Annotated in this window: 11 protein-coding genes; 6 read left to right on the top strand and 5 right to left on the bottom strand. The window is 33.6% G+C overall.

The window, feature by feature from the left end:
• Positions 1–97 precede the first annotated feature (97 nt).
• Entirely contained in the window at positions 98–1,300 is a 1,203-nt protein-coding gene (locus tag IM755_RS11145) for an aminotransferase class I/II-fold pyridoxal phosphate-dependent enzyme (RefSeq protein WP_194096847.1), read from the bottom strand.
• 186 nt (positions 1,301–1,486) lie between these two features.
• Between IM755_RS11145 and IM755_RS11150 the strand changes: the two genes are divergently transcribed.
• Entirely contained in the window at positions 1,487–1,942 is a 456-nt protein-coding gene (locus tag IM755_RS11150; protein ID WP_194096849.1) for an Lrp/AsnC family transcriptional regulator, read from the top strand.
• 97 nt (positions 1,943–2,039) lie between these two features.
• Positions 2,040–3,443, top strand: a complete 1,404-nt coding sequence (gene lpdA / locus IM755_RS11155; protein WP_194096851.1) for a dihydrolipoyl dehydrogenase — start codon at positions 2,040–2,042, stop codon at positions 3,441–3,443.
• 76 nt (positions 3,444–3,519) lie between these two features.
• On the opposite strand, the gene IM755_RS11160 is transcribed toward lpdA, so the two are convergent.
• Both IM755_RS11160 and IM755_RS11165 read right to left on the bottom strand, forming a co-directional pair.
• The gene (locus IM755_RS11160; RefSeq protein ID WP_194096853.1) at positions 3,520–3,897 is read right to left on the bottom strand and encodes a DoxX family membrane protein; all 378 of its coding nucleotides are present in this window, start codon (positions 3,895–3,897) and stop codon (positions 3,520–3,522) included.
• An 84-nt stretch (positions 3,898–3,981) separates the two neighbouring features.
• Positions 3,982–4,875: a DUF4349 domain-containing protein gene (locus tag IM755_RS11165; protein WP_194096855.1), complete on the bottom strand. Its 894-nt coding sequence runs from the start codon at positions 4,873–4,875 to the stop codon at positions 3,982–3,984.
• A 185-nt stretch (positions 4,876–5,060) separates the two neighbouring features.
• On the opposite strand from IM755_RS11165, the gene IM755_RS11170 reads away from it, so the two are divergent.
• The 3 genes from IM755_RS11170 to IM755_RS11180 are packed head-to-tail and all read left to right on the top strand — an operon-like array spanning position 5,061 to position 9,683.
• A complete protein-coding gene (locus IM755_RS11170; protein ID WP_194096857.1) occupies positions 5,061–6,350 on the top strand; it encodes an anthranilate synthase component I family protein in 1,290 nt (429 codons plus the stop codon).
• 16 nt (positions 6,351–6,366) lie between these two features.
• Complete coding sequence (gene tilS / locus IM755_RS11175; protein WP_194096865.1) at positions 6,367–7,674, top strand: tRNA lysidine(34) synthetase TilS; 1,308 nt, start codon at positions 6,367–6,369, stop codon at positions 7,672–7,674.
• Complete coding sequence (locus IM755_RS11180) at positions 7,671–9,683, top strand: protein-disulfide reductase DsbD family protein (RefSeq protein WP_194096867.1); 2,013 nt, start codon at positions 7,671–7,673, stop codon at positions 9,681–9,683. Before tilS ends, IM755_RS11180 begins: the two co-directional genes overlap by 4 nt.
• An 80-nt stretch (positions 9,684–9,763) precedes the next feature.
• Here IM755_RS11180 and IM755_RS11185 read toward each other — a convergent pair whose 3' ends face one another.
• Positions 9,764–10,198, bottom strand: coding sequence for a GNAT family N-acetyltransferase (locus IM755_RS11185; RefSeq protein WP_111567055.1), 435 nt, complete (start codon positions 10,196–10,198; stop codon positions 9,764–9,766).
• Between the two features lie 137 nt (positions 10,199–10,335).
• Between IM755_RS11185 and IM755_RS11190 the strand changes: the two genes are divergently transcribed.
• Positions 10,336–11,871 carry a YifB family Mg chelatase-like AAA ATPase gene (locus IM755_RS11190; protein ID WP_194096869.1) on the top strand — a complete coding sequence of 512 codons (1,536 nt, stop codon included), beginning with the start codon at positions 10,336–10,338 and terminating at the stop codon, positions 11,869–11,871.
• Positions 11,872–11,925: 54 nt separating this feature from the next.
• On the opposite strand, the gene IM755_RS11195 is transcribed toward IM755_RS11190, so the two are convergent.
• Positions 11,926–12,342: a DUF2452 domain-containing protein gene (locus IM755_RS11195; RefSeq protein WP_194096871.1), complete on the bottom strand. Its 417-nt coding sequence runs from the start codon at positions 12,340–12,342 to the stop codon at positions 11,926–11,928.
• Between the last annotated feature and the right edge of the window lies 1 nt (position 12,343).

Below are 12,343 nucleotides of genomic sequence, written 5' to 3' on the forward strand. Positions count from 1 at the left end.
TAAATTAATTGTGTATTAGAGTTCAAAGTTACGTATTTGTTACAAAAAAATCCGATTCATTGCTAAATCGGATTCTATTGAAATTATTTTGCTAGAATTATAAAACTCCTAATTCTACCATACATTGTCTCATCATTTGATACGTTCTTTCAATATCGTTATCTAAACCAATTGAAAAACGAATTAAACCATCGGTTAAGCCCATTTCTGCTTGCTCTTCTAATGGAATTTCTGATGAAGTTGAAGTTCCAGGGGCACTGAATAACGTTTTATAGAATCCTAAACTTACTGCTAAGTAACCTAAGTTTCTTTCTTGCATTAATTCCATTAACGCATTGGCTTTATCTAAACTTCCAACGTCAATCGTCATCATTCCACCGAAACCGTACTCTTGATTAATCATGGTTTTGTAAATTTCATGACTTGGGTGACTTGCTAATCCTGGATAAACCGTTTTGATTCCGTCTGCTTCAAATTTCTTAGCCAAATACATTGCATTGTGGCTGTGTTGTTTCATTCTGATGTGTAACGTTCTTAAGTTTTTCATTACAGAAGCCGAACGCAAACTATCCATTGTTGGACCTAAAAGCATGCTTGCTCCGTCGTTTACATTTTTTAAACTGTTGATGAATTCTTGAGACGCACAAACTACACCACCAACTGTATCGCTACTTCCGTTGATGTATTTTGTTAACGAGTGAATCACGATATCAGCACCTAATTTTGCTGGAGCGACGGATAAAGGTGAAAACGTATTATCCACCACTAATTTGATATTGTGTTTTTTGGCAATTTTAGCTAATGAAGCAATATCAGCTACTTCCAACAAAGGATTACTAACGGTTTCACAATATAAAACTTTTGTATTTGGAGTAATAGCCGCTTCAACTACGTCTAACTTTGTAATATCAACAAATGTAGTTTTGATGCCCATTCTTGGAACAAAATTTTTCAAGAAAGCATACGTTCCACCATAAATAGTTCTACTTGAAACGATATGGTCACCATTTCCGCATAATTGCAAAAGAGTAGGAGTTATGGCACCCATTCCAGAAGCTGCCACGTTAGCCGATTCTGTTCCTTCCATTGCTGCCAATGCTTTGTCTAAATATAAATTACTTGGCGAAGAGTGACGCGAATATAAATAACAACCTTCAGCATTACCTTCAAAGGTGTCAAACATGGTTTTTGCTGAAAGAAAAGTATATGTTGAACTATCTGAAATCGATGGATTTACACCACCAAATTCTCCGAAATATTGTAAATCTTGTATACGATCTGCCGGATTAAATTTTTCCATAATTTTAAAGTTTAGTTGTTTATTTTAAATCAAAAATATAATTTGACAAACTATTATTCAATACTTGAAATTAAAATTAGATTTTTATTCTAAATTTAGTTAAAGTTGTAGTTTTTATTTCTGTTATTTATTCGTTTTAGTTACATTTGCTGACAACTAAAAAACAAACAACAACACAACTAACCAATGGACGCAATCGACAAAAAACTTTTAGGTTTTCTACAAGAAGATACTAAAAGGACAACCAAGGAGCTTTCCCTATTATTAAATCTTTCCGTAACTGCTGTTTACGAACGTATTAAAAAATTAGAGCGTGAAGGAGTTATTACCAAATACGTAGCGCTTTTAGACCGAGTTAAGTTAGACAAATCTTTCGTAGTTTTTTGCCACATCAAGTTAAATCAACACACTAAAGATTTTATTACCACTTTTGAAAACGAAGTAGTGAAATTAACTGAAGTTTCAGAATGCTATCACGTAAGTGGCGATTATGATTATATTTTAAAAGTGAACGTTAAGGATATGGAAGAATATCGTGAGTTCATGGTTACGAAACTTACCGGTTTGCAACATATCGGAAGTACGCACAGTTCATTTATGATTGGGGAAGTAAAATATACAACCGCTTTTACTTTAAACTAAGCTATAATAATTTACCAAAAAAGTAACAAAGAATTAATTCAAAAAGCGTTACTTTTGTATCCGAATTTAAGTCAAACAACAAACTTTATATACAATCATGAGTCAATTTGATGTAACCATTATTGGTTCTGGCCCTGGAGGATATGTTTCAGCTATCCGTTGTGCCCAATTAGGTTTTAAAACAGCTATTATTGAAAAATATTCAACTCTTGGAGGAACTTGTTTAAATGTAGGATGTATTCCATCGAAAGCATTATTAGCATCTTCGCATCATTATGAAGAGTTACAACACTTTGCAGACCACGGAATTGAAGTTTCGGGAGATGTAAAAGTGAATTTAGAGAAAATGATTGCTCGTAAACAAGCAGTTGTAGATCAAACTTCGGGTGGTGTAAAATTCTTAATGGATAAAAACAATATCACTGTTTTCAATGGAGTAGGTTCGTTTGAAAGTGCTACTTCTGTAAAAGTGACTAAAGAAGATGGTTCTTCGGAAATCATCGAATCAAAAAATATTATTATTGCTACAGGTTCTAAACCCTCTAGCTTGCCATTTATCAAATTAGATAAAGAAAGAATCATTACTTCTACTGAAGCTTTGAAACTAAAAGAAGTTCCAAAACATTTAGTAATTATTGGTGGTGGTGTTATCGGAATCGAATTAGGTCAAGTGTATTTACGTTTAGGAGCGCAAGTTTCTGTTGTTGAATTCATGGACAGAATTATTCCAGGAATGGACGCTGCTTTATCAAAAGAGTTGACTAAAGTATTGAAGAAACAAGGCATGAAATTCTATACGTCTCACAAAGTTCAATCAGTAGAAAGAGCTGGAGATGTTGTAACGGTTAAAGCAGAAAATGCTAAAGGAGAAATCATCACGTTAGAAGGGGATTATTCATTAGTTTCTGTAGGTCGTCGTCCTTATACAGATGGATTAAACGCTGAAAAAGCAGGAGTAAAAGTTACCGAAAGAGGTCAAATCGAAGTAAACGATCATTTACAAACTTCGGCTTCTAATATTTATGCAATTGGTGATGTAGTTCGTGGAGCGATGTTAGCACACAAAGCGGAAGAAGAAGGTGTTATGGTTGCTGAAATTTTAGCAGGTCAAAAACCTCATATCGATTACAATTTAATTCCTGGTGTTGTTTACACTTGGCCAGAAGTTGCAGCTGTTGGTAAAACAGAAGAGCAATTAAAAGCAGAAGGTATAGCGTACAAAGCAGGAAGTTTTCCATTCAAAGCATTAGGAAGAGCTAGAGCAGGAGGAGACACTGACGGATTTGTAAAAATCTTAGCTGATGCTAAAACTGATGAAGTTTTAGGAGTTCACATGATTGGTGCAAGATGTGCCGATTTAATCGCAGAAGCTGTAACAGCTATGGAATTCAGAGCAAGTGCAGAAGATATTTCAAGAATGTCTCACGCACACCCAACATTTGCAGAAGCTATCAAAGAAGCAGCATTAGCAGCTACAGATAATAGAGCATTACACGTGTAATTAAGATAAGTTATCATACTAAAAATCCCAAATTTCAAATGAAATTTGGGATTTTTTATTTTAGCTTTATTTCAAATTATGGCTTTACAATTTCTTTAAAACCATCCCAATTAGCGTAAATTAAAAACACATTTGCAAATAAGATGGCTGCTGCCATGGGAATATCTGTTCCACTAACAACCACGTGAATTAGAAAAATATTGATGCTTATCGGTAATAAAATTATGGTTCCCAATCTAACAAATTTGCCACTTACGAGCATTAATCCTGCTATTAATTCAATAGCTTTTGCTACAGGAAAAATGTACTTTGAAGCCATAAATCCAGCCATTAAAGTAGCCAAATCTCCAGTTGGTTCAGGTTGTTCTCCCATAAGGTTGAAAAAATAAGAAATAGAAGCAAAAAGCATCATAGCTCCTAAAAGTACACGAACAATAATAGTTGCAATTTTCATAATTTGAATAGTTTTTTGGTTAGTTATTTCAAAGATAGTAAATTATGTAAACAAAAAACCACCGGTTTCCCGATGGCTTATTTCTTACTTTTTCAAAAACTTCTTATATCCTATGAGTCCTAAAAACCCAATCAAGGCAAATGGCCAAAGCACTACAATAAATGAAACAATGTTTTCCAACATAAACCAACCTGTTTTTATACTGTCCCAAATTTGTAACCCAATATTTGGTCGGTACGCGTTGATGCTTTTTTCATTAGCCACCATTTCTTGTTTGATGCTTTCGTCTTGGTAAATATTTAGCGTTAACGTACTAAAGTTGACTTGGTCTTGAAGTGATAAATTCTGCAATTTTGAAGCATCATTTTGTTCTTTTTTCGAATCTAATGTTTCTTCTGCTTTTACCACTTGATTCAGTTTCTTTCCTTTCAAATCAATTGCATTTTCTAAACGCTTTTCTGAAGAATTACTTCTTTTTTGAGCTAATTCATTGGATAACATTTGCAACGAAACATCATCTGCTTTGATAATGCGATAATCCAAAAAATGAATTTGCTTCGCAATGGTTTTAATCACCGTATCCATTTTCGTATTTGGAACGCGAATGGTAATGTTGTTATCTACTTTATATTTTGTAGTTACTAACGTGCTATCCTGACTCACTTTGGTTCTGTCTTCGCTGTGAATGTTGCTTTGAAGATTGGTATAGGTTACAAATCCACCAAATTTCGTTGTCGCATCTTCAATCGCATAAGTCGATTTAGCGACATTCTTGACTTTAAATTTTACATCGGCTGTTCTAACAAATTTTCGATTGCTGTTTTTGTTTTCAACGGCTGCGGAAGAAGAAACAACACTTGTGCTATCAGTTGCAACATTTTCTGAATAATCAGGTGTTTCTTCAGCTACACTTTCTTTACATGCTACTATTAAACCAAGTGCTAGCAAAGTCAATACGATTTTGGTGTTTTTGTTCATAAAAATTCATTTTTAAAGTTATTGATTAATTGTTTTTAATACGTGTAGTTTTAGAATCAATACAAATGAATTTTTAATTGGGTTAGTTGTTGAGGCAAGAATAAAAACCGTGCCAAATTTTAACATTTGAACCATTTTCCAACAACTATTTTTTTGTTGTACTTTTACGAAGTAAATTTTCCAATTTGAGAACAGTAATTACGAAAGATATTTCCCAGTTTCCCGACTTTAAAAATCAACTTTTGCATTGGGCCAACCAACATAGAGAAGTTGTTTTTTTAGATTCGAATGCCTATAATCAAAAGTATTCGAGTTACGATACGGTTTTGGCGGTAGATGCTTTTACTTCGATTAAAACCGATTACGAAAATGCGTTTCAAGATTTGTATCAGTACCAAAGTCAAACGAAAGATTGGTTGTTTGGTTATTTGTCCTACGATTTAAAAAACGATACCGAAGCTTTACATTCCAACAATTTCGACGGATTAGATTTTCCCGATTTGTTTTTCTTCCAACCCAAAAAGTTATTTTTAATCAAAGAAAATGAACTCGAAATTCAATATTTACGATTATGCGATGACGAAATAGATTCAGATTTCGAAGAAATCCTTTCTATAACAACCAACACCCATCACCCATCATCCATCACTATAAAACAACGCATCTCAAAAGAAAATTACCTTTCCAAAGTTTCCAAAATGCTGGAACACATTCATCGTGGCGACATTTACGAAGCCAATTTCTGCATGGAATTTTATGCCGAAAATGCTCAAATTGAACCTTTGGAAATCTATCAAAAACTGAATGCTATTTCCGAACCACCATTTGCGGTGTATTTCAAGAATAATTTTCAGTATTTACTTTCCGCTTCTCCTGAACGTTATTTGCGAAAAGAAGGAAATAAAGTCATTTCCCAACCCATAAAAGGCACGGCAAGAAGAAGTTTCGATTTAGAACAAGACGAACAATTAAAATCAGATTTAGCTCAAAACGAAAAAGAGCGTTCAGAAAACATCATGATTGTCGATTTAGTTCGCAACGATTTATCGCACACCGCTACAAAAGGAAGCGTTCAAGTGGAAGAATTGTGTCAGATTTATACGTTTAAACAAGTCCACCAAATGATTTCTACGATCGTTTCCGAAGTAGAGAATACGACTTCACCAATTGAAATTCTGAGAACCTCTTTTCCTATGGGAAGTATGACTGGTGCACCAAAGATTTCGGCTATGCAAATCATTGAAGAATTGGAAGAAACAAAGCGCGGATTATACAGTGGAGCAGTAGGTTATTTTACTCCGAATGGCGATTTTGATTTTAATGTGGTGATTCGAAGTATTTTGTATAATTCAAAAAATCAATATTTATCATTTTCTGTTGGAAGTGCTATAACTTCTCAAGCCATTCCTGAAAATGAATACGAAGAATGTCTGTTGAAGGCAAAAGCGATGTTTGAAGTGCTGCAATCCAAATAATTCCTTATTTTTGGTCATGCTTACAAAATTCCAAAATCATATCGAACAAAATTTCCCCCAACTAAAAGACAAGAAATTGCTTTTAGCGGTAAGTGGTGGCATTGATAGTATGGTTTTGTTGGATTTGTTTTATAAGTTGAGGTTTGATATTTGCGTAGCACATTGCAATTTTCAACTGCGTGGAAAAGAGAGTGATGGAGATGAAATGTTGGTTAGGGAAATTTGTCAAGATAGGTATATTCCATATTTTATTGAGACGTTTGATACGCTCGAATTTGCTAATGAGAACAAACTTTCCATCCAATTAGCTGCACGAAAGTTACGTTATGATTGGTTTCAAGAAATTATTTCACTTGGTTTTGATTATGTTTTAACCGCTCATCATTTGGATGACAATGTTGAAACGTTTTTAATCAATTTCACAAGAGGAACTGGTTTAGAAGGGTTGACAGGAATTCCAGCTCAAAATAGAAACATTATTCGTCCATTGTTGACGTTTTCAAGAGAAGAAATTGAAAATTATGCACAAGCAAATCAAGTTCAATGGCGAGAAGATTCGAGTAATGCTTCGGATAAGTATTTTCGTAATAAACTACGTCACGATATTGTTCCCATTTTAAAAGAATTGAATACCGGATTTTTAGATTCGTTTCAAAATACTTTACATCATTTGCAACAAGCGGAAAGTTTGGTTGAGGATGCTTCTAAATTGGTTTATGAGAAAGTTGTTGTAGTAAAAGAAAATCAACTAGAAATTCATTTGAAACCTTTGCTTGAATTCCAAAATTATAAAGCGTATTTGTACCAATGGTTGAAAGAATATAGATTTTCGGCTTGGAATGATATTTATGATTTGGTGGAAGCACAATCAGGAAAAAAAGTATTTTCCGAAACGCATATTTTGTTGAAAGACCGAGAAAAATTAATCCTTTTTGAAAGAAAATCATCAAATAATTCAACATTTTTTATTATCGAATCGTTAGATAGTAAAGTTAATATTCCCTTAAAACTTAGGTTTTATAAAGGAGTTAACATTTTTGAAACACATTCGAATTGTATATTTGTAGATGAAAGTAAACTCAAATTTCCGCTTACTATTAGAAAATGGCAAGAAGGAGATTATTTTTATCCGTCAGGAATGAATGGGAAAAAGAAATTGAGTAAATATTTCAAAGATGAAAAATATTCGCTTTTAGATAAAGAAAATCAGTGGTTATTATGTTCGGAAGACCAAATTGTTTGGGTAATCGGAAAACGAGCAGATAATCGATTTACAAGTAATGAAACAACACAAAACAGTATAAAAATCGTATTAGAAGAATGAGAAAATATTTTGCCTTAATCGCCTTAATTTTTGGATTTTTTGGAAATGCACAAATTATAAATCCGGTACAATGGAAAACAAGAGTCGTTCAAAAATCGGCTACCGAATTTGAATTGGTCATGGATGCTACTATCGAAAACGAGTGGCACATGTATTCGCAATTTACACCAGAAAACGGACCACTTCCAACCGTTTTTGATTATAAAAACGCAAAAGGAAACTTCGATTTAGTTGGGAAGACTAAAGAAAGTCCATATAAAAAAGTATACAACGATATTTTTGAAGTTGACGAATATTACTTTGCAAAAACCGCTCAGTTCAAGCAAATTATAAAAGTTACCAATCCAAAAGTAAAAGAGGTAAAAGTTTATGTCGAATACCAAGTTTGTAAAGAACAATGTATTCAGCAAGATGCTACGTTTACGTTTAAATTGCCTGAAATTAAGGTAGAAGAAGTTGCACCAACAAGTGTAGTTTCAAATGATACAACTTCTGTTAGTACCGATACAACATCGATTACAGCTACAGATTCTGAAAAATCTACAAAAGAAATTGTTCCAACTTCTACTCCAAAAGAAGAGGAGAAAAGTTTGTGGGGAATTTTCATTTTAGCCTTCTTAGGTGGATTTGCTGCTTTACTTACGCCTTGTGTATTCCCAATGATACCAATGACAGTGAGTTTCTTTACCAAGCAAAGTAAAACCAAAGCGGCAGGAATTCGTAATGCTTTTATTTATGGAATTTCTATCATTGTTATTTACGTTGGTTTAGGAATGATAATAACGGCTATTTTTGGAATCGATTCACTAAATGCGTTATCGACTAATGTTTGGTTTAACTTGATATTTTTTGTAATTCTAATCGTTTTTGCAGCTTCATTTTTAGGAGCATTTGAAATCGTTTTACCTAATTCATTTTTAAATAAAATCGACAGACAAGCCGATAGAGGTGGAATCATCGGAATCTTCTTCATGGCGTTAGCCTTAGCTGTTGTATCTTTTTCATGTACTGGACCAATTGTAGGTTCCTTATTAGGAGAATCAGCAAGACAAGGTGGAATAGGACCAATAGTTGGGATGTTAGGATTCTCTTCAGCAATTGCTTTGCCTTTCATGTTGTTTGCTATGTTCCCTGGATGGATGAATTCGTTACCGAAATCGGGTGGATGGTTAAATACAGTTAAAGTTTCATTAGGATTCTTAGAATTGGCTTTTGCCTTCAAGTTTTTATCTAATGCCGATTTAGTTTTACAAACACATTTATTAGAAAGAGAAGTCTTTTTAGCAATTTGGATAGCTGTTTTTGGAGCTTGGGCGTTATATCTTTTCGGAAAATTAATTTTGCCTCACGATAGTCCAATGATTCATATTTCTGTAGGTAGATTATTCATAGCTTTATTTGTTACCACATTCACTATTTACTTAATTCCAGGTTTATGGGGAGCGCCATTAAAAATATTGAGCGGATTTACACCACCTATGACTTACAGTGAAAGTCCGTATGGAGTTGGTTATCAAAATACAGTAAGCTCTGGAGTTTCTTCTGAATCTGCTTTACCAGAAAATGCGCATATTGGACCATTAGGAATAACAGCATTTCATGACTATGAAGAAGGTTTAGCTTATGCAAAAAAAGTAAACAAACCTGTTTTATTAGATTTCACTGGACATGCATGTGCGAATTGTAGAAAAATGGAAGAAAATGTGTGGTCTGATGCTGAAATTTTAAAAATCTTAAAAAATGAGATTGTACTGATTTCGTTATACGGTGATGACCAACGTGAATTACCAAAAGAAGAACAATACGTTTCAAAATCAGGAAGTGAAGTGACTACCATTGGGAAAAAATGGAGAGAATATCAAATTGAACGATATAACATTAATGCCCAACCTTATTATGTTGTTTTAGATGCTGATGGAAAAGATATTTCTAAACCTGTTGGTTACACGCCAGATGTTGAGGAATATAAAACTTGGTTACAGGATGGTGTGACGGCTTTTAAAAAATAATTTTTCAATAAAAAATCCCAATCAAACGATTGGGATTTTTTTATTCATAGTAACTAAAAGATATTTATCAATAATACGAATTATTTTATCAATCGCATTTCTAAATATTTATTCGTAAAACCAAGTTTTTCATATAAAGCTTTTGCAGGATTATTGGGTTCAACGTGAAGTGCAATATTTCCTTCAACAGAAGAAATGGCTTTTTCCATAAGTTTTTTTCCATAGCCTTTTCCTCTTTGTGAATTATTAATGGCAATATAAACCAATATATTTTCAGGAATATAATCTTTCATCCCTGTATTGTTTAGGATAACAATTCCAACAATTTTATCTTCATCAGTACCAATGATAATTTGTCCGCCTTTATTTGGATTTAGAACATAATCTATACATTTTTGAATGTCTTCTTCGGTATCTCCAAACTCTTCAAGATGCGTATGTAAAAAGTGGGTAATTGTTTTGTTAGTAAACTTTTCCGAAGTACCTGTAGTTGCATTGATATATGTGAAATTCATAAATAAAACTTTAATAGTAAATGTAGATCACAAAAGTATAGAATTGGTAACAGATTGTCTAATTCAATAAAAAAGTTATTTTTTTCAATACTTTTTCTATATTTGTATCATTATAAGCCATTTAAAAAGTATAAGCCATGTTAGTAAAAGTATTCGGAAGCGCCGTTTTTGGCGTTGAAGCGACTACCATTACGGTAGAAGTTAACACAGAAAAAGGAATCGGTTATCATTTAGTTGGGCTTCCTGATTCCGCAATAAAAGAAAGCAGTTTTCGAATTGCTGCCGCACTTAAAAACAATTCCTATCAATTTCCTGGTAAAAAAATCATTGTAAATATGGCACCTGCCGATTTACGAAAAGAAGGTTCTGCTTACGATTTAACCATTGCGGTTGGAATTTTAGCGGCTTCTTCCCAAATTACCTCTAAAGAAATCGAAAATTACATCATCATGGGCGAATTATCGCTCGATGGCACTTTACAACCTATAAAAGGAGCATTGTCTATCGCAATTAAAGCGAAGGAAGAAGGTTTTAAAGGGGTTATGATTCCAATTCAAAACGTTAAAGAAGCTGCTATAGTTGAAGATTTGGATGTTTATGGAATTTCAAATGTAACTGAAGTAATCGAATTTTTTGAAGGTAAAGGAAATTTAGAACCCACAAGAATTGACACAACCGAAGAATTTTCAAAAACCTTAAACTTTCCAGAACACGATTTTGCAGACGTTAAAGGACAAGAAGGAATCAAACGTTGTATGGAAATTGCGGCCGCCGGTGGTCATAATATCATTTTGATTGGACCTCCAGGATCAGGGAAAACCATGTTAGCAAAACGATTACCAAGTATTTTGCCACCAATGACAATGCGAGAAGCCTTGGAAACCACCAAAATTCATTCGGTAGCTGGAAAAACTAAAGATGTGGGTTTGATGGCACAACGTCCCTTTAGAAGTCCGCATCATACAGCCTCAAGTGTAAGTTTAGTTGGTGGAGGAAGTTATCCACAACCGGGAGAAATTTCTTTAGCACACAACGGTGTTTTGTTTTTAGACGAATTACCCGAATTTAAGCGAGAAGTGTTAGAAGTTATGCGTCAGCCATTAGAAGATAGAGAAGTAACGATTTCGAGAGCGAAATTTACGATTACGTATCCATCTTCGTTTATGTTAGTGGCGAGTATGAATCCGAGCCCTGGCGGTTATTTTAATGATCCGAATGCGCCTGTGAGTTCAACTCCACAAGAAATGCAACGCTATTTGAGCAAGATTTCGGGACCATTGTTAGATCGAATTGATATTCATATTGAAGTTACACCCGTTCCGTTTGAAAAACTAACCGAAACTCGAAAAGCAGAAAGTAGTGTAGCTATTAGAGAACGCGTTACCAAAGCAAGAGAAATACAATCGCAACGCTTTGAAAAATTTGACCACATTCACTACAATGCGCAAATGAGTAGTAAATTAATTCGTGAATTTTGTGTTTTAGATGAGGTTTCGTTACAATTACTAAAAACAGCTATGGAACGATTAAATTTATCTGCAAGAGCTTATGATAGAATTTTAAAAGTTTCAAGAACGATAGCTGATTTAGAGAATTCTGAGAATATTCAATCGCATCATATTGCAGAAGCTATTCAGTATCGTAGTTTGGATAGAGAAGGGTGGTTGGGCTAGTTTGAGGTTTTAATTATTGAATTCTTCTAGAAGTAATTAGAAGAATTCAATAATTTAAAATATATCGTGTTTGGAATCGATTTTAATCCATTTTTTGTTACTATTGAGTTTAAAAGAACCAATATGTTCTTTATTCCAATGATCAGGATGAATTAATGAAAGAAAATTAGAACCATCTTTAGCTAAATACAAATGATAGATTTCGCCTATTATAGGTTCAAATGAATATTTAGCATTGTATAAAATTTCATTCCATTCGTATTCTTGCATTAACTTTTCATACTCAGCTTTGAGTTCGTTAAACTTGCTTTCAAATTCTTTGTTTACGTTTCTAATACCAATATTTTTCCAATCCACAACGTTATCCAATTTAATTGCTGGCGCGCCAACACTCGTAGGATAAGCCAAAATATTAGCATTATAGCCGTTTTCTTCAGAAAAAACTACATTATCTGGAATTTTGCTTTTCATC

It is taken from the genome of Flavobacterium proteolyticum (assembly GCF_015223105.1).
Classification (GTDB): Bacteria; Bacteroidota; Bacteroidia; order Flavobacteriales; family Flavobacteriaceae; genus Flavobacterium; species Flavobacterium proteolyticum.

What these genes read in the sequence shown, in the direction of transcription:
- IM755_RS11165 (WP_194096855.1), bottom strand. Translation starts at nt 4,875, where the DNA reads ATGAACAAAAACACCAAAATCGTATTGACTTTGCTAGCACTTGGTTTA.
- IM755_RS11185 (WP_111567055.1), bottom strand. Translation starts at nt 10,198, where the DNA reads ATGAATTTCACATATATCAATGCAACTACAGGTACTTCGGAAAAGTTT.
- IM755_RS11180 (WP_194096867.1), top strand. Translation starts at nt 7,671, where the DNA reads ATGAGAAAATATTTTGCCTTAATCGCCTTAATTTTTGGATTTTTTGGA.
- tilS (WP_194096865.1), top strand. Translation starts at nt 6,367, where the DNA reads ATGCTTACAAAATTCCAAAATCATATCGAACAAAATTTCCCCCAACTA.
- lpdA (WP_194096851.1), top strand. Translation starts at nt 2,040, where the DNA reads ATGAGTCAATTTGATGTAACCATTATTGGTTCTGGCCCTGGAGGATAT.
- IM755_RS11190 (WP_194096869.1), top strand. Translation starts at nt 10,336, where the DNA reads ATGTTAGTAAAAGTATTCGGAAGCGCCGTTTTTGGCGTTGAAGCGACT.
- IM755_RS11160 (WP_194096853.1), bottom strand. Translation starts at nt 3,897, where the DNA reads ATGAAAATTGCAACTATTATTGTTCGTGTACTTTTAGGAGCTATGATG.
- IM755_RS11150 (WP_194096849.1), top strand. Translation starts at nt 1,487, where the DNA reads ATGGACGCAATCGACAAAAAACTTTTAGGTTTTCTACAAGAAGATACT.
- IM755_RS11145 (WP_194096847.1), bottom strand. Translation starts at nt 1,300, where the DNA reads ATGGAAAAATTTAATCCGGCAGATCGTATACAAGATTTACAATATTTC.
- IM755_RS11195 (WP_194096871.1), bottom strand. Translation starts at nt 12,342, where the DNA reads ATGAAAAGCAAAATTCCAGATAATGTAGTTTTTTCTGAAGAAAACGGC.